The organism is Vibrio sp. 10N.286.52.F8, from assembly GCF_041468745.1.
GTDB lineage: Bacteria > Pseudomonadota > Gammaproteobacteria > Enterobacterales > Vibrionaceae > Vibrio > Vibrio crassostreae_C.
Genome location: NZ_JBFRJF010000023.1, coordinates 1 through 24,737, shown reverse-complemented (window position 1 = coordinate 24,737; position 24,737 = coordinate 1). Strand labels below are relative to the sequence as shown.

The following is a 24,737-nucleotide window of genomic DNA, read 5'->3' as shown; positions in this document are numbered from 1 at the left end:
CTTCGCTATCTTCATTTTGTTTAATGTCATCTCGCTTGTGCTCATCACAGCTCAAATCATCTGAGTCTTTTCGATCTCATCAGCTTAACCCAATGATCGGCTAACTCTTTAATTATTGCAAATTTCACAAAGGTTATTTGTGAATAGCGGCATTTTTCACAAATATATTTTGCTAGATAATCCTCGCCATCAAACGAAGCGCTCCTATTGCAGTCACAAGCTGCCCCATTTTATCGCGCTCGGTATTTAACAAAGAACAGTAAGAGAGATGATTATGCCATTAGCATTACTTGCATTGACGCTCAGCGCCTTTGCCATCGGAACCACAGAATTTGTCATCGTAGGCTTGATTCCTACCATGGCGAGCGACTTGAATGTATCTCTGCCATCGGCAGGCCTATTAGTCAGTTTATACGCGCTTGGCGTTGCTATTGGCGCACCAGTATTAACGGCATTAACCGGAAAATGGAATCGTAAAGCGGTGCTGCTGACCGTGATGGCATTGTTTGTCATTGGTAACTTATTGGCGTGGCAAGCTCCAGGCTATAACACGCTGATCGCCGCACGAATTTTGACTGGCCTTGCCCATGGTGTGTTCTTCTCGATCGGATCGACCATCGCGACAGGTTTGGTTTCAAAAGATAAAGCAGCCAGTGCCATTGCGATCATGTTTACGGGTTTAACGGTTGCATTGGTAACTGGAGTACCACTGGGCACTTATATCGGCCAAACCTTTGGATGGCAAGCGACCTTCTTGATCGTTGCTCTGCTTGGCCTTATTGCTCTTATCGGTAGTGCTATCTTGGTTCCAAGCAACCTTAAGCAACCACCTGCGGCGAAGATTTCGGCACAACTAAAGGTTCTAACTCAACCACGCTTACTGTTGGTTTACGCTATCACAGCACTAGGTTATGGCGGTACGTTCACAGCGTTTACGTTCCTTGCTCCAATACTGGAAAATGTATCAGGGTTTGATTCGAGCTCTATCAGTCTCATCATGTTGGTTTACGGTGTGTCAGTGGCGGTAGGTAACATCTGGGGCGGAAAAATGGCCGACAAGATGGGCCCGATTAAAGCGTTGACCGTTATCTTCTCTGGTTTAGCCGCAGTACTGGTGGTATTCAACTTTACCGCAGTAAACCCTTACGCAGCTGTTGCTACCATTTTGGTTTGGGGTGCATTCGCATTCGGTAACGTTCCGGGGCTACAAGTGTATGTTGTGAAACTGGCTGAGAAATACACACCAGACGCAGTCGATGTCGCTTCTGGGTTGAACATTGCAGCCTTCAACGTCGGTATCGCATTAGGCTCATGGGGCGGTGGTTTGATTGTCGCGAAATCTGGATTAATGAACACCCCTTGGGTAGGTGCTGTGATCGTTCTGATCGCTCTTGTTCTGACTCGATTCAGTGGTGCGTTAGATAAGAAGCAAGCACAACAAGCTGTTCCATCTAGCATCTAGCATCTAGCATCTAGCATCTAGCAAGAATAGAAAAAACAAAGCCCGAACCTAGGTTCGGGCTTTATCAATTCAATCTGATTATTACTCGTTATCGATCGCTTTCAGCACTTTACATGGATTACCGACTGCAACCACATTGGCTGGGATGTCTTTGGTTACGACACTGCCCGCGCCAATCACGCTGTTTTCGCCAATGGTGACACCGGGGCAGATAATTACACCACCGCCAAGCCAAACATTGTTGCCAACATTAATCGGTGTGCCAAACTCAACGCCTTCTTCTACACGGCCTTTCACATCGAGTGGGTGACCTGCAGTCAGGATTTGAACGTTCGGACCAAGCAGCACATTGTCGCCAATAGTCACTTCAGCCACATCCAAAATCACGCAGTTAAAGTTAGCGTAGAAGTTCTTGCCTAGCTTGATGTTCGAGCCGTAGTCACAACGAAATGGAGGTTCTAAATGCGCATTTTCACAGCCCGGAATCAGCTCTTGCGTTGCTGCTTCCCATTCGGGTGTGTCAGGAATACTGTTATTGAGTTTTTGAAGCACCTTGCGACATTCGATACGAGCTGCATAAAGCTCTTTATCCCAAGCCTGATAAGGTTCACCTGCTAGCATTTTTTGTTTTTCTGTTTTCACGTTACTTACCTGTTCTCACATCAATTAGCTATTTTCATATTACTTATCTAGCTTCACATTACTTAACTAATGGTGGTCAATTCATCGACCAAAAACGCAATATCGCACATCTAAATAACAGTGAATAAGGAGTGTTTGAGCTTGGTTTAAGAGATGCGCAGCTCGTCACTTTTTGTAGGTAAAATATGAAATTCGAACAGTGCTAATTTAGCTTCGCTATCGAATCACGTAACACCAAACTACCAGTGGTATTGATGGTGGTCGCTTGCTCTGTTTCACCGACAATTTGCAGGATCGCCTTTTGCGTCATTTGCTCTAATGGCACACTCACAGACGTTAAGCTTGGCGTTAAAAACGCCCCCACTTTGCTGTTATCAAAGCCGACGATCGAAACATCTTGAGGCAATGAGTACCCAAGTTCGGTTAACGCCTTAATCGCACCAATCGCCATATCATCGTTTTCAGACAAGATAGCAGTGAATGTGGTTCTGCTTTTTGCCAAAGCCTGAGCCGCGTGATAACCGCTGTCCATCGTCCAATCACCTTGAACAACGTTGGACTCATCCAATGCAACACCATGTTTAGTTAACACATCTTGATAGGCTTGGTAACGCAGCTCATCGGTCGAAGAACCGGCTTTACCACGAATCACTGCAATGTCTGTATGGCCTTGCTCGATGATGTGTTCAACCATCAAACAAGCACTCTGATAATGGTCGGTGGTAATAGCATGATTGGGCTTCGACGGCATTTCACGGTTGAGTACCAGAATCGGAGTGTCGGTGCTGTCGATGATCTTTGCAATCTCACATTCGGTTAAGCATTGCGGATAGAGGATGATGCCCGCGCACTTCATATCCAGCAGGAAGTTGATCGCCTTTATTTCGTCTTCAGCGCTGTGTTTGCCATCGGTGATCACCAATTGGTGATTCGACTTTTCGCTATAAGAAGCCGCGTGATACATCAAGGAAGAAAAGTAAGGGCCATTGAACAACTCATTGGTGATAACAAAGCCGATGAAGTTGGTCTTCTTGGTCGCCAATTGCTGAGCCAACAAGTTCGGTCGATAACCTGTTTCTTGAATCGCATCAAATACCTTTTTCACCACATCTGGGCGCACGATGTTCTTGCCATTTAAGACACGAGAAACGGTCGATTTAGATACGCCTGCGCGGTTTGCGACATCAAGCATGGTTACCATTCGCTTCTTTTCCTTTATAAAAAATTAGCCGACATAGGCCGACTAATTCATTGCAAAATGACAGCTCACAGTTCACATAACTGCGCTGGGGAATGCATTCTAAATAGTGGCACCGTTAGATGCAATCACACCTTTATACCACTCGAAAGACTTCTTGCGCTTGCGTTCTAGTGAGCCAGATTGATCGTTGTGCTTATCTACGTAAATGAATCCGTAGCGTTTTTTCATCTCGCCCGTGGTGAACGAAACTAAGTCGATACAGCCCCAAGGGGTGTAACCCATCAAATCAACACCATCAATCGCAACGGCTTTTTTCATCTCTTTGATGTGGTCGCCAAGGTAAGCGATACGGTAGTCGTCATTAATGCTGCCATCTTCTTCAATGGTATCAACAGCGCCAAAACCGTTCTCAACGATGAACAATGGCACTTCATAACGTTCATACAGAGACGCTAAACAGAAACGCAAACCCGTCGGATCAATTGGCCAGCCCCAATCGCTAGACTGGATGAACGGATTATCGACCGAATTTTCATGACCGCCGTCCATCGCTTCTTCTGTAGATTGGTGAGAAGAAGAATCCAAGGTATTCGACATGTAGTAGCTAAAGCCTAAGTAATCAGCCTTACCTTCTTTTAGGATCTGCTCATCTTCAGGCTGCATCTCAATGTTGAAGCCTTTGATTGCCCAGTCACGCGTAGCGTAATTTGGGTAATGACCGCGAACCATCACATCTGAGAAGAAGTAACGGTCACGCATCGCTTGTTGTGCCACCATAATGTCTTCCGGTTTAGAAGAACGAGGATAGAAAGGCACCATCGCACACATTGCGCCGATTTGAAGATCTGGATTGATCTCGTGACCTTTCTTAACCACCAAAGCACTTGCAACAAACTGATGGTGAACCGCTTGATACATCGCCTCTTGCGGCTTTTCGCATTGTGGAAACTTCACGCCTGAGCATAACCAACCGAAAATATCTGCCGAGGTGTTCATCTGGTTGTTGATCTCGTTAAACGTCATCCAGTATTTCACTTTGTGTTGGTATCGTTCCATCACTGCAGTTGAATACTTAACGAAGAAGTCGATCACTTTGCGGTTCATCCAGCCGCCATATTCCTTAGCTAGATGGTAAGGCATTTCAAAGTGGCTCAGTGTTACCACAGGCTGAATGTCGTATTTCAACAGCTCGTCAAACAGATCATCGTAAAACGCTAAACCCGCTTCACACGGTTCAGCTTCATCGCCATTTGGGAAGATACGCGTCCACGCGATACTGGTACGGAAACACTTAAAGCCCATCTCAGCGAATAACTTAATGTCTTCTTTGTAGCGATGGTAGAAATCCACTGCGACTTGGTTAGGATAGTTTTCGCCATCAATCACGCCATCGGTGATTCGACGTTGTACACCATGAGCGCCCGCTGTTAATACATCAACAACACTGACACCTTTACCATTCGCATCCCAGCCGCCTTCTAGTTGATGCGCTGCTACTGCACCGCCCCATAAAAAATCGTTCGAAAATTCGTTGTTCATACCATTACTCACTACAAGTTATTCGTGAAAAAGATCAGAATTTGAGCTGCAATTACAACTCTGAAATCGATTTCAATAAAAGCAAAGATACAGATTGAAACCGGTTTCAGCAACAGTTAAAAGATCTTTTTTGATCGATCTAAAGACTAATCAACAGTCAGCATTACGATCAATGCTGTTCAAAATACTGATCATGCAGTGATTTGCCAGATTGGTCTTGAGTCCCAGGGTAGAACTGAACGAGTGTCTGATCGGCTAGTGTGAGGTGAATCCAACCCTCTTTGACTTTCAGCCAATTGGTACCGTTGGTCTCATAGACGGCAGGAAACTTGCCCCAGCCAGACTCTGATACCTGCAGCTCTTGAAATAGGTTAATCGGGGCTAGCTTATTGCTGTCGAAGTTTGCGTCGGCATAGACAGATAAAGGCTCGATGGCATCGTTTGGCTTAAACGTATAACAGCTCACAGAGGCTGAAGTGCGATCAAACCACTGGTAAGGTTGTGCACCGATTAAATCGTAGACCGTGCAATCATTGAATTGAATCGCCCACTCTTGGTGAGCTTTAAAACCGAGGTAACCTATGGGTTGTGATGGTTCAGGCTTTGAGTCCGCCTCCTGCTCATACACCGGTTCTGAGGTAGCACATCCCATAAGCCCAAGACTAAAAAGGAAAGTCACAGCAAGCTTCATCATTGTCATACCTCAGTTCCGTTAGTAGATGAGTAACTCAATTAAGTCTCTACATTAAACGGTAAGTTCCAAGCGATTACCATCTGGATCGAGTATACAGCTCTCATAATAGCCATCGCCTGTTTTTCTTGGGCCATCTAAGCGCTCATAGCCGTCTTCGACCAAGCGTTGAGTGAGTGCATCGACCGCTTGTTCCGACCCGAGTGAAATCGCCATATGAACAAAGCCTGTAAACTGATCATAGATGTCATCTTTCGATTCAGGCACCGAGTCCATTTCCATGATCTCTAGTCGGCTTCCAGTCTCAAATGAGAGGAAGTATGAAGAAAACCCTTTGGTTGGGTTGTGATATTTGAGTTCAATGTCGCGCCGAAATAATCTTCATAAAATCGCTTCAGTACTTCGAGTTGTTTGGTCCAAATTGCGATGTGTTCAATCTTCATTTTGTTTGCCTAAGTTTGATGTCTAACGCTAGATTACTCATCAAATAAGGAACAATAAACAGAACGAAATTCATCGAAATTGTTCCTGATTAACGGGCTCGATTTTATGTCCATAACTGCACAGTATTGGCATCTATGTTTGTGTAATAGTTATCTTTCCTCCATAGTCAGGTTTTACACAATCTGAGATTCAAACTGTGAGCTTTTTAAAACTGATACTACTTGCGGCTATATGGGGAGGCTCGTTTCTTTTCATGAGAATGGCCGCCAATCCATTAGGACCCGCAGTCTTAATTGAAGCGCGAGTTCTGTTTGCAGCACTTACTCTGCTTTTAGTTTCTTTCTATTTAAAAAAGAAGCTCTCTTTTCATGATCACGCAAAACACTTCTTCATTCTCGGCCTGTTTAACACCACACTTCCTTTTTTGCTTTTCGCTTATGCCGCGCAGACACTTGACGCCTCGACACTCGCCATCTTGAACTCTACCGCGCCAATATGGGCGGCAATCATTGGTGCAATATGGACCAAAACAGCACTCGAGGCGAAAGTTCTATTGGGACTTGGGATTGGGGTAACAGGAGTTGGCGTGTTAGTCGGTTGGGATGCGATGAACATTGGCCGTGAGGCTATGCTTCCTATCTTTGCAGCAGTGATGGCGGCCTTTAGCTACGGAATAGCGTCAAACTATACCAAACAAGCCCCTAAAGTTGAGGCATTCAACAATGCTCATGGCAGCATGTGGACTGCGGTATTGCTGGTTTTGCCGTTTGTATTCTTTATTCCGATGAGAGAAACACCCGACGTTACGATCACTACATCGGTTGTCTTATTAGGCGCGGTATGTACTGGGTTAGCGTATCTACTTTACTTCAATCTCGTCTCTGAACTCGGCGCACCTTCAGCCCTGTCCGTGACCTTCATCATTCCGGTATTTGGTATTCTATGGGGTAACTTATTCTTAGATGAAGCAATTGGCATCAATACGATTGTTGGTTCAATTCTGGTTATCACCGGCACCATGTTGGTGACAGGAATGACGCCTTCTAAGATGATAGAGAGCGCCAAACAGAAACGAGCAGCAAGAGCGGCTCGTTAATCAGCCATATATTGCTGAATCTTGTTTCTCAGCCACTGATGAGCAGGGTTCAAATCGGTTCTTTTATGCCAAATCATGTATTGCTGCATAGGTAAGATTTCAAACGGCTGATCAAGGACTTGAAGCTGGAAGGATTCGGAAAATTGATTGGCAAAATCACGCGATGTACTGCCGACACAATCTGAGCCCGATACCAGCACACACATGGTCATCAGCGAGTCACACTCGGCACTCACTTTTCTCTGTTTCAGTGGCGACTTGGTAAAATAATCTGCCGTGTATAAACGGGTTCGACGCATTCTAAAAGTAACATGCTTTTCGTTGTAATATTGCTCTTGCGTCACAGAGCCATTGATTCTCGGATGCCCCTTTCGAGCTATCAGCACCAACTCATCTTCAATCATCGGCTGCTTCATGTAGCCGTTAACTTGCGGGTAATGGATATCAATCGCTAAATCAGCTTGTTGCATGCTCAAGCCTTGCAATAATTCTTCTTCGTTGTTCGGCACCATATTGAATTCAATCGAGATATTGCCCAACGTCTCATCTTGCTCGACGAGAGGTTGAAGCTTGGTTAATCCAATCTCATTCACCAGGATACAAAACACATGATGCTGCTGATTATCAAATGTCTTTAAAGTGCTTACTGCGCTGCTTATCCCTTCTAGAGCAGGCTCTACTCGGTCTGCCAATTGCACCGCAGCGTTAGTCGGAATAATCCCACGCCCTTCACGAATAAACAGGTCGGTATCAAGCTGAGATTGCAATCGCTTCAATGCCCCGCTAACCCCAGGCTGAGTCATACCAAGCGATTCTGATGCAAGCGTGATCGACTTTAATCGATACACTTCTAAGAACACGCTCAATAGATTTAAATCCAACTTTTCCACGTCGCTCACCGTTACTCTCCCTGTCAATGTGGTCTTAATCAATCATAGGTCAGGATTCGCCTTCGTTCCCCAACCATTGCATGACTCAATACATAGCCAATCGTGATGTATTAAATAAAGCTTACTTTATTTTTTGCTATATGTCTTATTCCTATAATCGCCTCAACGAAACAAAATTCTGAAATGAAGAGGCTCTTATGACGACTTCACGCACGTTCAAAAATGCATCACTGTTCCTAGCTATCTCGCTCGCATTCCCTGCAGTTGCAGCTAACCATGACCACGCACACTTCAGCGAAATTGGCGACCAAGGTGGCAAAAGCGCAACCGAGATGACGACTAAGGCAAACCAAGAGTTCGCAAAAACACTTAACTTTGCCGACACTCGCGCTTTCGACAATAACAACAAAGGTCTTATTGCTAGCTTCGACCAAGAGACGGGCGACATCATTCGCAATAGCTTTAACTTTATCGACCCAAGTGTGACGAATGCAGACCAAGCACCAGATTCAGTAAACCCTTCACTGTGGCGCCAAGCGGTATTGAACCAAGCAGCAGAAGGCTTATATGAAGTTGTTCCGGGTAAAGTTTACCAAGTTCGAGGTGCTGACTTAGCGTCTATCTCTTTCATTCGTAGTGACAACGGTTGGATCGCTTACGACGTTCTTCTTACCAAAGAAGCGGCCGCTAAATCACTCAAATTCTTCAAGAGCAATGTGCCTGATGGCGGCGAACTGCCCGTCGTTGCTATGATTTACTCTCACTCGCACGCTGATCACTTTGGTGGCGCAAGAGCAATCAAAGACGCATACCCAGATGTAAAAGTGTACGGTTCGAAAAACATTACTAAAGAGATCGTCGACGAAAACGTATTGGCGGGTAATGCAATGTCTCGTCGTACCGCTTATCAGTATGGTGCAACCCTGAACCGACACGAGCACGGTATTGTTGATGCTGCACTGTCGAAAGGCCTATCAACCGGTAGCATTACTTACGTACTGCCAGACTACGAGCTGAACCATAACGAAGAGATTGAAACTCTGGTTATCGACGGCCTAGAAATGCAATTCATGGATGCTTCAGGTACCGAAGCGGCCTCTGAAATGGTGACATATATTCCAAGCATGAAAGCACTTTGGACTGGCGAACTGACCTACCAAGGCATGCACAACCTGTACACGCTGCGTGGCGCTAAAGTACGTGACGGCTTGAAATGGTCTAAGAAGATCAACGAGATGTTAGTCACTTGGGGTGAAGATACTGAGGTGCTGTTTGCGTCTCACTCATCGCCAATCTGGGGCGAACAAGAGATCTCTGATTACCTAAAAATGCAGCGTGATGCTTACGGTTTTACTCATAACCAAACGCTTCGTTTAGCCAATAACGGTGTGGTTCTACAAGACATCGGGGACGAGATTTACAAGGTCATGCCAGACAGCATCCAACAGTCTTGGCACACCAACGGTTACCACGGTACTTACTCTCACAACGCTCGCGCTGTGTACAACATGTATCTTGGTTACTTCGACATGAACCCAGCTAACCTTAATCCATTACCAATCGAGCCAGAATCGGTGAAGTTTGTTGAGTACATGGGCGGCAGCGATGCTGTGATTGAAAAAGCGCAGCAAGATTTCCAAGAAGGTGAATACCGCTTCGTTGCAACAGCACTGAATAAGGTGATTCAAGCTGAGCCAGAGAACAAAGTTGCACGTGGCTTATTGGCAGATACATACGAGCAGTTGGGTTATCAATCAGAAGGTGCAGGTTGGAGAAACATCTACCTAACCGGCGCTCAAGAGCTTCGTATTGGCACACAACCGGGCGCACCGAAAACTGCATCTCCGGATGTGTTAGCGAACATGACGATTGAAAACCTACTCGATTACTTAGCCGTAAAAGTGGATTCGCTAAAAGCACAAGAAACACCATTTACATTGAATATTCAGTTGCCTGATGTAAAAGAGTTCTACTACGTTGAGATGTCTAACGGCAACCTGAACAACATCCAAGTATCAGAGCTGCAAGATGCGGATACGACACTGATCATCAATAAGTCTGACGTGTCTGACATCGTGCTTAAGAAAACAAGCCTTGGAAAACTGTTAGAAGACGGACAAGCAGGCGTGAAAGGTGATAAGACATCACTTAACAAACTGCTGTCTTCACTGACAGAAGCTGACACCTCTTTTGAGATTGTACCGCGCCCAAGTAAAGGCGAAGAAGTTGATGCAGAGCTATACCAAGATTCAGCGGTACACGCTCATTAAACGCCGGATACACTAAATAAAAACAACAGCAGTTAGCTAGAAAAACGTTCTATAAAGAACATAAAAACAAGCCCCTCCCTTTTGGTTGGGGCTTTCTTATTTGTTCTCAATATATGCTTCTGAATCGCTATTGAGTTTGCCCGTTTACGTCGCAATCCCAATAAGAAGGTGAACCATAATATTGAACAAAGTAATCGATAAATACGCGCACCTTTGGTGCAAGTAACTGAGCACTCGGGTATACCGCCCAGATAGCCGCCTCATCCTTTAAAGGGTAATCCGGCAACACCTCAACCAGCGAACCTTCCGCGAGCTGCTTGTATGCTATCCAACTCGCGCACATGGCAATGCCCAAGCCATCGACACATACATCCCTTACCGCTTCACCGTGATCGACGCGGATAGCACCTAGGCTCTCTTCGAGTTTTCCGATATGAATACTGGCTACCGGAGGTGACAACCCAAGCTCTTGTCCTGCTTGACCTATATTGTGCGTAGACGCGAGTCGCACAAACAACTTTAGATGTTCAATGTTCATCAATAATGGCTAGCCTGCGCTGAGTACACGCTGCTTATTGGCCGCAGCGGCACGGGGAATAATGTGAGTTTTAATATAGGCATTAAGCTTAAACCATGCAAAAGCGCCCGCTAAAACATTGGCGACTGTCGCAGCAATAACCGCATTGACCATGTCTCCGGTTATCGAGCCGATCCATAAAGCGGGAATGTAGAAAACAAACAAGCGTAGGAAAGAGACATTCAAAGCTTTACGCGGCACACCCAAGGCATTAAAGACCGACGCAACCAACATGCAAAGCCCAAGCGGCCCATAGCTGAACGGTATAAATAACAAGGTCACTTCAAACCAGCTGCGTATGCTTTGTTCTTCCGAGATAACAGGAATAATCCAGCCACTAAACAGCGCCAACAATGTTGCCATCACGGTGTGGAAAACCAATAAGAACTTCGCTGTTGTATTCAATAGCTCAGGGATTTTGCATCGCTGCTGCGCCCCTAGGTAACGACCAATCATAGGCGGGATAGACATCGTCAGAGCAAGAGAAAACACCAGCATAAAACTTTCAACACGGGCGAGTAAGCTCCAAAAAGCCATCTCATCGGTTCCGATTCTCGCAATCAATAGCATTGAGAAGAACGCGCTGACCGCAGGTAATATCTGATTCGCAGTGGTTGGCATTACCGTCTTGAATAACTCAAAACTGTAGCCTTTGATTCGGTTACTGCACGCGCCATTGAAGCCAAACCAACCTTTGCCGCGAGACTTGATTAGCATGTAGATTGCGCCGAAAGCGTAGCCAATGCTCGATGCGATCGCCGCCCCTGCGATGCCCATATCCAATCCAAAGATCAGAATAGGGTCGAGAATTAGGTTAATCACGCTAGCAGCCAAGAACATGCTTCCGGTTGTTTTGGTATCGCCATTGGCACGATAAACGCAGGTGGCCAGATAAAGCACCGCCACCATCAATGCACTGAATAAATTGAAATTATCAAACGCGCCAACACTCTTAATAATTCGTTAATAGTGTTTCGTTTAATGGTTAATTGTTGGTTCGAACATTCCTCGCTAGCCTGAATTTAGGTCGCATTCACACTGAATAGGCTGAAATGAAATCTCTCAGAAGGAATATGGAAATGGTATATCAAGGTTATACAACGTTTAAAGCTCAAGCCGAGGATGGAATTCTTACCGTCACTTTTGACTTCGGTACTGTGAATGTTCAAGGGCAAGAGACTTTGATGCTGACGAAGCCGAAGCACTCAAAGCGGAAGCTTATTGGTTGTATCAAGCTACGAGCAAAACCCCTGCGGTTAAGCGCTTCCAAATTGCCGATGAGCAAGGCCTAGAGCACGATATGGAAAACCAACGTAACTGGGAAACTCTGGTTATGAACGTTCAAGACATCAAATAACTCGGTCACTTCTCTTAATTTGGGTCAGTCACAAACTGACCCATTGTCTTACTTAATCGTTAAACGCCAACGGTTAACCACCAAGTGTTAAAATGGTCATTATTTGCCCCATAGACTCACATTTGAGTCTTCAGCTTGTGAGCCAAATGCAACTATGTGTCATTAATCTTTGTTATAACAACGTTGTTCAAACTATTTTTTGAAGGACGGAATATGCAAAAAATAATTCTGATCACAGGTGCCACGGATGGCATTGGTTTAGAGACCGCAAAAGCACTAACGCAGCAAGGGCACCATGTTCTAATTCATGGCCGCAACCCAGCTAAGGTCAATAAAGTCGTGACCGCTCTGTCTCGCCTGTCTAAGAATGCAATCATCGAAAGCTACATCGCAGACCTATCGACGCTCTCTGAAGTTGAGGCGCTCGCAACCCAAATCAAAAGCGATCACAAACGACTCGATATACTCATTAACAACGCAGGTGTGTATAAGGTGTCGGACATCACCACTCCAGACAATCTTGATGTGCGTTTTGTCGTAAACACCATTGCGCCATATCTACTGACACAAAAGCTGCTTCCTCTTTTTGATGCGACAGGTCGTATCGTCAACCTATCTTCAGCAGCCCAAGCACCCGTAGATCTAGATGCATTAATCAGTCCGAATGCGGGCGAACTTGATGGTCCGGTTTACGCGCAAAGTAAGCTGGCGCTAACGATGTGGTCCATCGAATTAGCCAATACTCTTTTAGACAAAGGCACCGCAATTATCCCTGTAAACCCAGCTTCTTTCCTTGGTAGTAAATTAGTGAAAGATGCTTATGGCGTTGATGGCAACGACCTTGCGATTGGAGCCGATATTCTTTGTCGTGCTGCGCTCAGTGATGAGTTTGCCAACGCTTCTGGTCAATATTTTGATAATGATTCTGGGTTGTTCAAAGACCCGCACGCCGACGCATTAGACAACACTAAGAACCACAAGCTGGTGACAGTGCTTAATCAATTACTCGAAGAAAAGCTGTGCGTTACGCACTGATCATTCATTAGTAAAAAACGACCACTAACACTCCCCCCCACCACCACACACACAATCCAAGCCGCAGTTCTATCTATACAGACAAAGAACTGCGCGCTCTTTCGATTATTAAGATTTCTTTAATACTGATTCCCCGCTTTGCCCAATTATCACCCAAGATGCAGATTGCTAAACTTGCCCCCGTCGAAACAACACAGGCTACGGCCGAGGAGCATTTATGCGTTTTGAAGGTAAAGTTTATCGTCCTTGGATGGAAGCAGAGAGCGTACTCATCCAGACAACATTGGGGTGCAGTAATAACCAGTGTACCTTCTGCACGATGTTTGATGATAAGCGTTTCAAAGTAAGAGACATCAAAGACATCTTTGAAGATATTGATGCGGCGAGAAAAATCTACCCGCATGTTGAGTCTATCTTTTTAGTCGATGGTAACGTGATGGCGATTAGAACCGAGATGCTGATTTCGATTCTGGATTACATCAAGATCACCTTCCCAGAGATCAAGAACATTTCTCTGTATTCAGGGTTCAATGACTTCCGTCGTAAGAGCTTGTCTGAATTAAAAGAGATTAAGTCGGCAGGTTTAAGCATGGCCTATTCCGGCTTGGAGTCCGGTGACCCAATTTTGCTTGAACGCATTCAAAAGCGCATGACGCGTGAGCATGCGATTGAAGGAATGAACCTAGCCCGTGAAGCAGACATCAAGGTACTGGCTTCTTTCATCTTTGGCCTTGGCGGCAAAGAGCGTTCTATAGAGCATGCGATTAATACCACCAGCTTGTTGAACATCATGCAGCCAGATGCGATTGCACCGATGGCTTTAGCCGTTCAACCGGGATCGGTATTGGAAAAAGAAGTAAACCGTGGCGAGTTTGTTTTACCAACGCCATTGCAGATTCTGGAAGAAGAAAAATACTTGCTCGAAAACCTAGAAGATTTCGATTGCTACTACTGGGGTGACCACGGCAATAACATCTCACCAATGCGTGGCATGTTGCCTCAGGCTCGTAAGCCGTTTCTTGATAAGATTAATCAAGACATCGCTCACAACCCAATCACTAAGCAAAACGTCATTAAAACCTTTGCTTGGTAACGAGTAACCTCTACATCGTTTGAAGCAGCCACAAAAAGGGCCAGTATCAGCTGGCCCTTTCATTTTCTAGTTATGTCGCTCTCTATCGAACTACCTGGAGCCGACCGCTCGGACTAATTCTGCGATTCCATCCCAATCACCCTTGTCCATTTTGTCGGTCGGTACCATCCAAGTACCGCCACAGGCAACGACTGATTTCAGTGCTAAGTAAGACTCAACGTTCGCTAGGCTTACACCGCCTGTCGGCATAAAGTTAACCGGGTAAACAGCCGTCAACGCTTTCAACATAGGAATACCGCCAGATGGCTCTGCTGGGAAGAACTTTAGTGTCTTAAGCCCCATTTCCATTGCTTGTTCAACCAAGCTTGGGTTATTCACTCCAGGAACGATCGTAACCCCTCTTTGCTGACAGTATTTGACTGTTGTTGGATTCAAACCTGGGCTGACAATGAAATCAACACCCGCATTAATGGCAGTATCCACCTGCTCTGTAGTCAGCACAGTACCTGCGCCAATCAGTAACTCAGGGTAGGCTTCACGCATCAAACGAATCGACTCTGCTGCCGCTTCTGTACGAAATGTCACTTCAGCACAAGGCAAACCATTCTCAACCAATACTTTCGCAAGCGGCACAGCCTGAGCAACGTCATTAATGGCGATCACCGGAACGATGCGAATATCTCTGAGTCGCTGTTCAATTGTTTTCATTGTTCATTCCTCTCATTATCAAACAGACAAATTAAGCCAAGTCGCTGCCGTTGCTTGCGATCACTTTTTTGTACCAGTGGAATGACTTTTTAGGAATACGATTTAACGTACCATTGCCTAGGTTGTCTCTGTCCACGTAGATAAACCCATAGCGCTTGCTCATCTCTCCGGTCGACGCCGCAACAAGATCGATACAACCCCAAGGTGTGTAACCCATCAATGGTACACCGTCTTCCATTGCTTCATGCATCGCAACAATGTGCTGACGAAGGTAATCAATGCGGTAATCATCGTTCACTTCTCCATTGTCATCCAAGGTATCACGAGCACCTAAGCCATTTTCTACCAAGAAAAGTGGTTTCTGGTAACGGTCATAGAGTGTGTTCATCGTAATTCGAAGACCTGTAGGGTCAATGACCCAGCCCCAATCACTTGCTGGAAGATGAGGGTTTTTGATGGACTTAACGACGTTCGCTGCACTCGTATTTCCTGCATTCATATCAGCGGAAGCACAGCGTGAAGCGTAATAACTGAAAGAAATGAAATCGACAGTATTTTTCAGAATCTCGAAATCTTCTTCTTGTGTTTCAAGCACCACACCTTTGTTATCAAACACTTTTTGAGCATAAGATGGGTAGTAACCACGCGATTGAACATCGATAAAGAACAGGTTCTCGCGGTCTTTTTCCATAGCCATCAGCACATCTTCTGGCTTACATGAATATGGATAGAAGTTACCGCCCGCCAGCATACAACCCACTTGGTTTTGCTCATCAACTTCATGGGCAATCTTGGTTACCAAAGCGCTTGCTACTAGCTCATGGTGAGCTGCTTGGTACTTCACTTGATCGTGATTTTCGCCTTCCTGAAACAACAATCCAGCACCAGAAAACGGGCTCGCTAGTAAAATATTGATTTCGTTGAAAGTTAACCAGTATTTCACCAAGCCTTTGTAGTTTTCGAAACAGGTTCTCGCGTAACGGCTAAAGAACTCAATCATCTTACGATTACGCCACGAACCATACTCGTTGACCAAGTGCATAGGCACATCGAAATGGCACAAGGTAACGAGCGGCTCAATACCGTATTTCTTACACTCTTCAAAAACATCACGGTAAAAATCTAAGCCAGCTTGGTTCGGCTCTAGCTCGTCACCTTTTGGAAAGATTCGGCTCCAAGCGATGGATACGCGGAAGACTTTAAATCCCATCTCTGCCAGCAAGGCGATGTCTTCTTTGTAACGGTGATAAAAGTCTATCGCGTTATGGCTTGGGTAGAACTCGTCTTCGCTGAGCGTCACCTTATCAACCTGACCAAGCTTAATTGGCATGCGGTTCTCACCATAAGGGATCATATCTACGGTTGTTAGGCCTTTACCACCCGCTAAGTGAGCGCCTTCAGACTGGTTTGCAGCAATAGCGCCGCCCCATAAGAAATCTTCGGGAAATTGAATGTTTGACATCGAATACCTCGGAAACAATAAAAGTCACCTTACGCTGAAGTAAGGTGACTGAATAAATTAATCAATTCTAATTAAGACGCGGACACTACTGTCGGCTTGTCTTCTGCCTTACCAGCTTCTTTGTTTGCTGACTCTGAAGTTGCTTTCTCATCGGCATCATCTTCTGGAACATCTTCAAAGCCTAAAACTAGGGTTAGAACAAATGACAGAACAATAGACAATGCGATCAGACCGAACACCCAAACGATACTCATTGGGTCATTCACATCGAAGAACTGAACACTCGTAAACAAGCTTGGTGCTGCCATCGAGTGACTCGCAAGGCCACCCATGCCCGCTAATGCACCTACGATAAAACCAGTAATCATTGTTGCGATAAGTGGACGTTTCAGACGAACAAGCACGCCGTACAATGCAGGCTCAGAGATACCGGCGAAGATAGCTGAAGCACCTGCGGCTAATGATGTCTGCTTTAGTGCGCTGTTTTTGGTTTTGTAAGCAACAGCCAGACACGCACCACCCATACCGAGGTTGGCACCGATTTCTGAAGGCATAACCATACCTTCACGACCCGTCTCAGCAATGGTTTGAATAATCGTTGGAGTAAATACACGGTGCATACCAGTAAGAACAAGTAGAGGCCACAGTGCGCCCATGATAGCAACCGACAACCAACCTAATGTGTCATGAATTGTGTAAACAAGCGCTGAAAGTGCAGTACCAACCCAAATACCAAATGGACCGATAAGTACGATAGCAACCGGAGCTGCAATCAATACGATAAGCATAGGTTTCAGGAAGTTTTTAGTCACAGCAGGGGTAATGCTATCTACCCAACGTTCTATGTAAGAAAGAGCCCAAGTCATCACAAGTACAGGAATAACCGTGTAGGTGTATTTCACTGACGTGATTGGGATACCGAAGAAATCAACGTGCTTGCCTTCTGCTGCTTGCGCCATCAATTCCATAAAGTTCGGGTGGATTAAGACACCGGCAATCGCAATGGAAAGAGACATATTGGTCTTGAATTTGATCGATGCGGAAGCGGCAACCATAACCGGTAGGAAGAAGAAGGCGCCATCGCCAATCGCTTTCAAGATAATCAAGGTAGGTGCATTTGGCTCAACCCAGCCCAGCATCTCAAGTACCATGGCGAGCAGTTTGACCATTGAAGCGCCAATGATTGCTGGGATAAGAGGCGACATGGTACCAACCAGTGCGTCCAACATTTTCGCACCAATTGACTTAGCCGTTAGCTTCTCTTTTTTAGCAGGAACCTCTGACTCAGATACAGTGGATAGCTCACAAAGCGCCATCACTTCTTTGTATGCATACGATACCTCGTTACCAATGATAACTTGTACTTTGTCTCCATTATCAACAACACCCATCACACCTTTCAGTGCTTTTAGCTTGTTAATATCGACGCCATCTTGGCTGTGTAAAACGAATCGTAGTCGAGTCATACAGTGTGTTAGGGCAGCCACATTTGTCTTGCCCCCAAGATGCTCAACAACAGATTTCGCAATTGCGCGGTAATCGTTGGCCATTTTATCCCCCAAAGATCTCTTTCCAGTGATTTTTAAACGCGAATATAGTGAGATGTGACTAATTTTCCGTCAGTAGGATGCAAAAACAATCACAATTGTTGTGAATTGTTGTTTTGTGTCCTTCATCACACTTCCTTAAGTTACCGGTAACATGTTACCGGTAACGCTTATAAGATAAAGCCATATTTACAAGCGATGTTCAAAATTGAGATCACGCGCAAATTTGTTAAGAGGATTGAGTTATGGCTGGTAGTAGTGTCATCGTCATGGGTGTCAGTGCTTGTGGGAAAAGCACGATAGGCGAGCAGTTGGCAAAAAAACTTGGGCGTAAGTTCATTGATGGTGACGACCTTCATCCTCGAGCAAACATTCAAAAAATGGCGTCAGGCCAACCTCTTAATGATGATGATCGCATTCCATGGCTGGAACGCGTTCGTGATGCAGCGTACAGCCTAGAAAGTAAAAATGAGCACGGCATTATTGTGTGTTCTGCGTTGAAGAAGAAGTACCGCGACCAAATTCGCGAAGGGAACAAAAACCTCACCTTTCTCTTTTTAGATGGCAACATTGACCTGATCTTGCATCGAATGCGTCAGCGCCAAGGCCACTTCATGAAAGAGAACATGATTAAAAGCCAGTTCGAAACATTAGAAAGACCCGATCACGAGCCAGATACGGTTGTCATCAGCATTGATGGCGATATTGATGACGTTGTGGACTGTGCTGCGATTGTGCTTTCAATGACTGATGAGGCAGAAACAGCATGACCCTTCCAACCATCCAAGCGGTGACTCAACGATTAATTGAACGAAGCAAAGAGACTCATGAAGCGTTTCTAAACCGAACCCAACACCAAGCCTCTGCTGGCAAAGGTGGTAAAGGGCTTTCTTGCGGCAACTTGGCTCATGCTGTCGCAGCTTCTTGCTCCGATGAGAAACGCTCGATTCTTGATCTCACTAAATCCAATGTGGCGTTAATCAGCTCTTACAACGATATGTTAAGCGCTCACCAGCCGTATCAACACTATCCAGATCAGATCAAAAAGGCGTTAGCTAAGTTCGGCCACACCTCTCAAGTAGCGGGCTGTGTTCCTGCGATGTGCGACGGGGTAACTCAAGGGCAACCAGGCATGGATATGTCTTTGTTTTCAAGGGACTTGATTGCTCAATCGACCGCTCTTTCACTGAGTCACAACGTGTTTGATTCAACCCTATTACTTGGTATTTGCGACAAGATAGCTCCAGGACAACTGATGGGCGCGCTCTCTTTTGCACATCTACCCACCGCTTTTGTTCCGGCGGGCTTGATGGCAACGGGCATCAACAATGATGAGAAAGTACATATTCGCCAAGAATACGCGGCTGGTAAGGTAGGGAAAAGTGCCTTACTGGATATGGAGTGCAACGCTTATCACTCAGCGGGCACCTGCACTTTTTACGGCACAGCCAATACCAATCAGCTGGTATTTGAAGCGATGGGGCTGATGCTTCCGGGCTCAGCGTTTGTTCACCCTGACTCTGAATTGCGCGCATCACTCACTCAGCATGCCGCCATTGAAATTGCTTCAATGACACCACAAGCCGCAAACTTCCGCCCACTTTCTGAAGTCTTTACCGCTAAAAGCTTAATCAATGGCATTGTTGCCCTACTCGCATCAGGTGGCAGTACCAACCACAGCATTCACATGGTCGCGGTAGCACGCGCAGCAGGATTTATTCTGACTTGGCAAGACATCAGCGATCTATCCGATGTAGTGCCTTTACTTGCTCGAGTTTATCCCAACGGCCCAGCAGATATGAATGCGTTCCAAGCGGCAGGAGGAGTTCCCGCGCTGTTACGCCGTTTAGATCAAGCCAACTTACTGCACCGAGATGTCACACCTACCTTTGGCTCGTTTGAAGATCAAATGAGTATTCCAGAGCTTGAAAATGGAAAGCTAACGTGGAAAAAATGCAAACAGTCGGCAGATGCAGAGGTAATTGCAGGCCAAGAACAGGTATTCCAAAGCACAGGCGGAACGCGAGTCCTTTCAGGGAACCTTGGCAACGCAGTGATTAAGGTGTCAGCGGTTGCAGAAGAGCAACGTGTAATAGAAGCACCTGCGGCAGTTTTTGATTGCCAACATAAGGTAGAAGCCGCGTATCAACGAGGTGAACTCAACAAAGATTGCATTGTTGTGGTAATAAACAATGGCCCAGCTGCGAACGGTATGCCTGAACTGCACAAGCTTATGCCGATTCTAGGTAATGTTCAGAAACAAGGGTTTAAAGTGGCTCTGGTTACTGATGGGCGCCTTTCTGGAGCCTCAGGAAAGATCCCATCCGCGATTCATGTCTCACCAGAGGCCATTCGAGGAGGAACTATTGGGCTTGTTCGCGAAGGCGATATCCTGCGCTTAGATTGCGCGAGTGGCGAACTCAATAACCTCAACGACATGCAGTCTCGCCAAGCGAAGGTGTTTGAGGTAGACGCTAACCAGCAAACCATGGGGCGCAACCTATTTAGCGTGATGCGCCAAAGCGTTTCGAGTGCAGAACAAGGGGCGAGTTTTATCGTCTAACTGTGTCATCGCTTAAATGTAAAAGCAAAAGGGGCATCATTTCGATGCCCCTTTCCGTTTCCACGATACTTGGTTAAACGCTTTCGCCATCCGTGATGCGATAGCCCATATCCACTACCGTTTCCGTGACTGGCTCACCTTTCAATCGGGCAAGCAGTAGCTCGGCACTTTTCTTACCTATTTCATAACGTGGCGTATCCACGCTAGTCAGTTTTGGGCGTATGGTTTGACCGATATCTAACGCGTTATAGCCCACCACAGATAGCTGTTGCGGCACTTGGATTCCACGTTGCTGGGCAATGAGCAAGGTACCTATCGCGATGTCATCATTGGTGCAGAACACGCCATCTAGATCTGGGTAATCCGCAAGAGCGCGATCAAGCAGATCTTCAGCCAAAGAGAAGTTAGAGTGCTGTTCAGTCAACACGTGTTTAGGCTCTAATCCAGCCTCATACATCGCTTTGTCATAGCCTTGTAAACGCAACTTGGTTCGCGCATCCAATCGAGCGCCAAAGTAACCAATAGAGCGTTTACCAGCTTCAATCATTCGCTTCACGACATGGTAAGAAGCATCAATATGGTCCAAGCCAACAACCATATCGATCGGATTGGTTGGGAGTTCCATCGTTTCAACAACAGAAACACCTGAATTCTTGATCATCTGTAACGTGCGGGGGGTGTGGTGGCTTTCCGTCAATATCAACCCATCAACTTGATACGAAAGCAGCGAAGCAATCTTTTCCTCTTCTTCCACAGCATCATAGCTAAAGTGAGCAAGCAACGTCTCGTAGCCATTCTCTTTAGTAACCGTTTCGATACCTTGAACAAACGCGGCAAAGATTTGGTTTGATAACGAAGGGAGCAAGATACCGATCGCTTTACTCGACGATTTAGAGAGCATAGCTGGCGCTTTGTTTTCGATGTATCCCATCTCTTCAATAACCGCAGCAATTTTAACGCGAGTTTTGGCTGCGACTGAATCGGGATTGCGCATGTAACGAGAGACGGTCATCTTTGTGACCCCCACTTTGTCTGCAACATCTTGAAGTGTGGTTCGAGTTTTCTTCTGCTGTTCTGTCATAACTATTTGAACTCTTTATTATGTTACAAGTAACATTATAAAGTTCTCACCGCCTCAAGTTCAACCCATCCGACAAATTAGCATGGCGTTAACGAAAGGTCGGCATTACGCATGCTTGATGAAAGCTTGGCTTAACTGCCGAAAGAGTGAGTCTACGTTGGGTAGATTTGTCAGATGTGCGGACAACGGAGTATGAACTTGCGCGTCCACCACGGTTGGATTTCCACAAACTTGATTATAAAAATTTACGGGTGCAACGATGTTCTCTAGGTCGACATCCAACAAGATACAAGCTTGCGAAAGTACGATTTGGCCGCCCCCTTGTTTAAGCAAAACACGCTGCGCCGTGCCCACTATTTTTTGTTTATTGATATTGAGGTTGTAGTCACCATCACAATAAGAACCGGGAGTCGCGTGTACATCCACATCGATGCCCAGTTCTTTAAAAAACAGGGTTAAGACATTGCACAGATGTAGATACGCTTTTTGGATGTTGTAGGCTTCATCACGAGGCCAATGATAAATATGCGATAAGTTAATGATCCCCGGCAGTTGAGGAACGGGAGCACCACCCGTTTTACGTGAGGTGAGTTGCCAGCCTTGTGCCGCGAGTTGCTTTCTAGACTCGACCGTCACTGGCCACTTCTTACCTGCGGGCAAAACGAGTGTCGGCGTTTTTGCTTGCCACAGCATTAAGGCTTGTCCAACCTCACCCGCCTGAATTTGCTGCAATAATTCAGCTTCTTTTTCAAACGCACGATCAACATCAATGTGCGGGTAACGTACGAGTTTATTGGTTAACTTCAATGCACTTTCCTCTACAGATTGTGGTGACCTATCATTTAACGTTCTGCAATGGTTGACGAGATATGGGACTATGTGCGATGAAACATAGCACCAAAAGTTAGTTATTGGCGCCATAGTAGCTTGTCAGTTGCCCATCTCAAAGGTGAGTGCTAACATTTGTACACACACCAATAAAGGAATACATCATGGACACTAGAATTCAATTTCGTGTTGATGAAGAAACAAAACGCCTAGCTCAACAGATGGCTGAGAGCCAAGGTCGCACACTGAGTGGTGCTTGCCGTGAGCTTACTGAGCAACTCGCTGAGCAACAAAGACAGACATTATCTCACGATGCATGGCTAACTGAACAAGTAAACCTAGCATTTGAGAAGTTTGACTCAGGAGAATCCGTTTTCGTTGAACACCAAACTGCTAAATCTCGAATGGAAGAACGCAAAGCCAGAATACGTAATCGAGGTAAGCAATGATTTTATGGGAAGAAGAATCACTCAATGATCGTGAAAGAATCTTTGAGTTTATCTATGACTTCAACCCTGATGCGGCAGAAAACGCTGACAACCTCATTGAAACAAAAGTAGAAAACTTGCTTGAGCAGCCTCTAATGGGTGTACAGAGAGACGGCATTCGTGGGCGATTACTTATAATTCCTGAGATTTCAATGATCGTCTCCTATTGGATCGAAGGCGACATTATCCGAATTATGCGCGTACTCCACCAGAAACAAAAGTTCCCAATGGATTGATTACTTCCTCTGGGCAACTAGCCCAATTAAGGGGTGAACAACGCCTCCACCCAAACCTAACGCATTGTGCCATAAACACTTAACTTGAAGTAGGAGCAAAAGTGCCAAGCGTTGTGAATCCCTCTTAAATTGCTTGTTATAACACAATTGCTACACGTCACTTTCCGTTAGTATCTGACGACAATTTCGTACTGTGAGGACGCGAATTTCATGGCTAAGGCTATATATGATGCGATAGTGACCAAACAAAATTTCACGGTAATTGGTATGAGGCAGCTCAGGAACCATTCGCCCCATGTCAGGCATACTTGAGAGTAAATCAGTTTTATCAAAAACCTCATTAACCCAGTTTTCTGCCGCCACTGGATTATCCAGTGAAATAAACTCGGCTGCATCACCTAACTTTTGTAATGCTAGTGGTGACCAGACTACTTTCATTTCTTAATGCGCCCCAATACTTGAGCACGAGCGTCTTCATTGGAAACACCTAAACCTGAAGCTAATTGTGCTTCAGCAGTACGCATTTCTTCCAGTAACTCGATCTTCTCTTGCATTGCTTCATATTCTGCAACATCAAGGACAACCGCAACACCCTTACCACGTTGTGTGATAACTAGTGGTCTGCGAGTTTCGTTAATCTGTTTAATAAATGACGTCACGCCAGCACGAAATTCAGACAAAGGCTGAATATCTTGATCAAAATGGATGCGGCTCATGTTGAACTCCCTATGGTACAATTTAATGTACAAATAATAGTTCAAATAGCAATTTTGAGCAATAGCCTGATTTTGTGTTATAGCCCTGTTAAGGTGTGAGCAACGCAATACCGATGCTACCGTATACCGCCTTAAACACTGAACGCAACGCATAATAAAAATGCCACGCGTTGCGAATCACTCTTAAACAGTTTGTATATGCCGAATTAAAAGTAGTTTTCAGGCCATAATTCTTTCGGAAGGTGAGAACGAATTAGCTTAGCTTGACCATGATAACCTCTTGCCTCAAGTTCGCGGACAAAGACAGGCCACGGGGGAATGTTACTCATGTAAACGTTGCTCGAAGACGTTGACATACCACCACCTTGAGCTGTTGATAGACCACCATATTGCGCTGTAGACAACCCACCATACTGAGCCGTTGAAAGCCCACCATATTGGGCAGTCGACAAACCACCATATTGAGCGGTTGAAAGTCCGCCATACTGTGACGTTGACATGCCGCCATATTGAGATGTAGACATTCCACCGTACTGAGAGGTAGACATACCACCATATTGCGAGGTAGACATTCCGCCACCTTGTGACGTTGATAACCCACCGCCTTGAGCTGTACTGAGGTTTCTCGGCCAAACTCTCATATTAGGAATTACTGGTCTTCCCATACAACATACTCCTCTATTTAAATTTGCCACGTAGGCATATAACGCCCGCTTAACAGGCGCGAAAAAGCTTGGCTATAATTAGCGACGAAGGAGCGCAAGCCAAGCTTTTTGCGTCCTTTGTTGAAGCGTTTGTTGAACGAAGCCGC

The 24,737-nt window shown here is 45.6% G+C and carries 23 protein-coding genes and 3 pseudogenes; 10 read left to right on the top strand and 16 right to left on the bottom strand.

Translation table 11 applies throughout. The features are described 5' to 3' along the window. Nucleotides 1–274: 274 nt before the first annotated feature. Complete coding sequence (locus AB4133_RS12360; RefSeq protein WP_017062388.1) at nucleotides 275–1,462, top strand: MFS transporter; 1,188 nt, start codon at nucleotides 275–277, stop codon at nucleotides 1,460–1,462. An 81-nt stretch (nucleotides 1,463–1,543) separates the two neighbouring features. On the opposite strand, the gene AB4133_RS12355 is transcribed toward AB4133_RS12360, so the two are convergent. The 5 genes and pseudogenes from AB4133_RS12355 to AB4133_RS12335 all read right to left on the bottom strand — a co-directional run bounded on the left by AB4133_RS12355 (nucleotide 1,544) and on the right by AB4133_RS12335 (nucleotide 5,978). Next, a complete protein-coding gene (locus AB4133_RS12355; RefSeq protein WP_017059468.1) occupies nucleotides 1,544–2,104 on the bottom strand; it encodes a sugar O-acetyltransferase in 561 nt (186 codons plus the stop codon). 202 nt (nucleotides 2,105–2,306) lie between these two features. Continuing rightward, entirely contained in the window at nucleotides 2,307–3,305 is a 999-nt protein-coding gene (locus AB4133_RS12350; protein WP_372224614.1) for a LacI family DNA-binding transcriptional regulator, read from the bottom strand. Nucleotides 3,306–3,404: 99 nt separating this feature from the next. Then, the gene (locus tag AB4133_RS12345) at nucleotides 3,405–4,844 is read right to left on the bottom strand and encodes a 6-phospho-beta-glucosidase (RefSeq protein WP_065583752.1); all 1,440 of its coding nucleotides are present in this window, start codon (nucleotides 4,842–4,844) and stop codon (nucleotides 3,405–3,407) included. Nucleotides 4,845–5,013: 169 nt separating this feature from the next. Further along, a complete protein-coding gene (locus AB4133_RS12340; protein ID WP_029235182.1) occupies nucleotides 5,014–5,538 on the bottom strand; it encodes a hypothetical protein in 525 nt (174 codons plus the stop codon). Nucleotides 5,539–5,589: 51 nt separating this feature from the next. Further along, nucleotides 5,590–5,978: pseudogene (locus tag AB4133_RS12335) on the bottom strand (VOC family protein). 197 nt (nucleotides 5,979–6,175) lie between these two features. Between AB4133_RS12335 and AB4133_RS12330 the strand changes: the two are divergent. Beyond that, nucleotides 6,176–7,075, top strand: a complete 900-nt coding sequence (locus tag AB4133_RS12330; protein ID WP_372224612.1) for a DMT family transporter — start codon at nucleotides 6,176–6,178, stop codon at nucleotides 7,073–7,075. Here AB4133_RS12330 and AB4133_RS12325 read toward each other — a convergent pair. Next, nucleotides 7,072–7,974 (bottom strand): LysR family transcriptional regulator, encoded by a 903-nt coding sequence (locus AB4133_RS12325; protein ID WP_372224610.1) that lies wholly within the window; start codon nucleotides 7,972–7,974, stop codon nucleotides 7,072–7,074. The genes AB4133_RS12330 and AB4133_RS12325 overlap by 4 nt on opposite strands. Nucleotides 7,975–8,162: 188 nt before the next feature. On the opposite strand from AB4133_RS12325, the gene AB4133_RS12320 reads away from it, so the two are divergent. Next, nucleotides 8,163–10,235 (top strand): alkyl/aryl-sulfatase, encoded by a 2,073-nt coding sequence (locus AB4133_RS12320; protein ID WP_372224608.1) that lies wholly within the window; start codon nucleotides 8,163–8,165, stop codon nucleotides 10,233–10,235. A gap of 127 nt (nucleotides 10,236–10,362) precedes the next feature. On the opposite strand, the gene AB4133_RS12315 is transcribed toward AB4133_RS12320, so the two are convergent. Beyond that, the gene (locus AB4133_RS12315; protein ID WP_017059460.1) at nucleotides 10,363–10,773 is read right to left on the bottom strand and encodes a LysR family transcriptional regulator; all 411 of its coding nucleotides are present in this window, start codon (nucleotides 10,771–10,773) and stop codon (nucleotides 10,363–10,365) included. Between the two features lie 9 nt (nucleotides 10,774–10,782). Continuing rightward, nucleotides 10,783–11,736 (bottom strand): annotated as a pseudogene (locus tag AB4133_RS12310) (MATE family efflux transporter); the annotation flags it as partial. 274 nt (nucleotides 11,737–12,010) lie between these two features. Between AB4133_RS12310 and AB4133_RS12305 the strand changes: the two are divergent. From AB4133_RS12305 to AB4133_RS12295, 3 genes and pseudogenes are all read left to right on the top strand, one after another. Further along, nucleotides 12,011–12,169 (top strand): annotated as a pseudogene (locus AB4133_RS12305) (enoyl-CoA hydratase/isomerase family protein); the annotation flags it as partial. A gap of 213 nt (nucleotides 12,170–12,382) precedes the next feature. Next, the gene (locus AB4133_RS12300; protein WP_102320416.1) at nucleotides 12,383–13,204 is read left to right on the top strand and encodes an SDR family NAD(P)-dependent oxidoreductase; all 822 of its coding nucleotides are present in this window, start codon (nucleotides 12,383–12,385) and stop codon (nucleotides 13,202–13,204) included. A gap of 217 nt (nucleotides 13,205–13,421) precedes the next feature. Beyond that, the gene (locus AB4133_RS12295) at nucleotides 13,422–14,297 is read left to right on the top strand and encodes a radical SAM protein (RefSeq protein ID WP_017067570.1); all 876 of its coding nucleotides are present in this window, start codon (nucleotides 13,422–13,424) and stop codon (nucleotides 14,295–14,297) included. Between the two features lie 90 nt (nucleotides 14,298–14,387). Here the strand turns inward: AB4133_RS12295 and AB4133_RS12290 are convergent, their stop codons facing one another. The 3 genes from AB4133_RS12290 to ascF form a co-directional block, all read right to left on the bottom strand. Beyond that, on the bottom strand, nucleotides 14,388–15,005 hold the full coding sequence (locus tag AB4133_RS12290; RefSeq protein ID WP_372224606.1) for a bifunctional 4-hydroxy-2-oxoglutarate aldolase/2-dehydro-3-deoxy-phosphogluconate aldolase: 618 nt from the start codon (nucleotides 15,003–15,005) through the stop codon (nucleotides 14,388–14,390). 31 nt (nucleotides 15,006–15,036) lie between these two features. Beyond that, the gene (gene ascB, locus AB4133_RS12285; protein ID WP_017059454.1) at nucleotides 15,037–16,467 is read right to left on the bottom strand and encodes a 6-phospho-beta-glucosidase; all 1,431 of its coding nucleotides are present in this window, start codon (nucleotides 16,465–16,467) and stop codon (nucleotides 15,037–15,039) included. Between the two features lie 71 nt (nucleotides 16,468–16,538). Beyond that, nucleotides 16,539–18,017 (bottom strand): PTS cellobiose/arbutin/salicin transporter subunit IIBC, encoded by a 1,479-nt coding sequence (ascF, locus tag AB4133_RS12280; RefSeq protein ID WP_017064040.1) that lies wholly within the window; start codon nucleotides 18,015–18,017, stop codon nucleotides 16,539–16,541. Nucleotides 18,018–18,259: 242 nt separating this feature from the next. Between ascF and AB4133_RS12275 the strand changes: the two genes are divergently transcribed. Then, nucleotides 18,260–18,784: a gluconokinase gene (locus AB4133_RS12275; RefSeq protein WP_017059452.1), complete on the top strand. Its 525-nt coding sequence runs from the start codon at nucleotides 18,260–18,262 to the stop codon at nucleotides 18,782–18,784. Beyond that, a complete protein-coding gene (gene edd / locus AB4133_RS12270; protein WP_372224603.1) occupies nucleotides 18,781–20,577 on the top strand; it encodes a phosphogluconate dehydratase in 1,797 nt (598 codons plus the stop codon). The genes AB4133_RS12275 and edd overlap by 4 nt, the downstream gene beginning before the upstream one ends. A 73-nt stretch (nucleotides 20,578–20,650) precedes the next feature. Here edd and AB4133_RS12265 read toward each other — a convergent pair whose 3' ends face one another. Then, on the bottom strand, nucleotides 20,651–21,658 hold the full coding sequence (locus AB4133_RS12265; RefSeq protein WP_372224601.1) for a LacI family DNA-binding transcriptional regulator: 1,008 nt from the start codon (nucleotides 21,656–21,658) through the stop codon (nucleotides 20,651–20,653). A gap of 105 nt (nucleotides 21,659–21,763) precedes the next feature. Next, nucleotides 21,764–22,465, bottom strand: coding sequence for a biotin/lipoate A/B protein ligase family protein (locus tag AB4133_RS12260; RefSeq protein WP_372224599.1), 702 nt, complete (start codon nucleotides 22,463–22,465; stop codon nucleotides 21,764–21,766). Nucleotides 22,466–22,650: 185 nt separating this feature from the next. On the opposite strand from AB4133_RS12260, the gene AB4133_RS12255 reads away from it, so the two are divergent. Together AB4133_RS12255 and AB4133_RS12250 are read left to right on the top strand one after the other, a co-directional pair. After that, a complete protein-coding gene (locus AB4133_RS12255) occupies nucleotides 22,651–22,935 on the top strand; it encodes a hypothetical protein (RefSeq protein ID WP_017059448.1) in 285 nt (94 codons plus the stop codon). Then, complete coding sequence (locus AB4133_RS12250; RefSeq protein WP_017059447.1) at nucleotides 22,932–23,210, top strand: type II toxin-antitoxin system mRNA interferase toxin, RelE/StbE family; 279 nt, start codon at nucleotides 22,932–22,934, stop codon at nucleotides 23,208–23,210. Before AB4133_RS12255 ends, AB4133_RS12250 begins: the two co-directional genes overlap by 4 nt. A 150-nt stretch (nucleotides 23,211–23,360) precedes the next feature. Here AB4133_RS12250 and AB4133_RS12245 read toward each other — a convergent pair whose 3' ends face one another. From AB4133_RS12245 to AB4133_RS12235, 3 genes are all read right to left on the bottom strand, one after another. After that, on the bottom strand, nucleotides 23,361–23,648 hold the full coding sequence (locus tag AB4133_RS12245) for a type II toxin-antitoxin system RelE/ParE family toxin (protein ID WP_017064044.1): 288 nt from the start codon (nucleotides 23,646–23,648) through the stop codon (nucleotides 23,361–23,363). After that, nucleotides 23,645–23,926, bottom strand: a complete 282-nt coding sequence (locus AB4133_RS12240) for a type II toxin-antitoxin system Phd/YefM family antitoxin (protein WP_011080399.1) — start codon at nucleotides 23,924–23,926, stop codon at nucleotides 23,645–23,647. The genes AB4133_RS12245 and AB4133_RS12240 overlap by 4 nt, the downstream gene beginning before the upstream one ends. A 206-nt stretch (nucleotides 23,927–24,132) precedes the next feature. Beyond that, complete coding sequence (locus AB4133_RS12235; RefSeq protein ID WP_372224597.1) at nucleotides 24,133–24,591, bottom strand: hypothetical protein; 459 nt, start codon at nucleotides 24,589–24,591, stop codon at nucleotides 24,133–24,135. Nucleotides 24,592–24,737 lie beyond the last annotated feature (146 nt).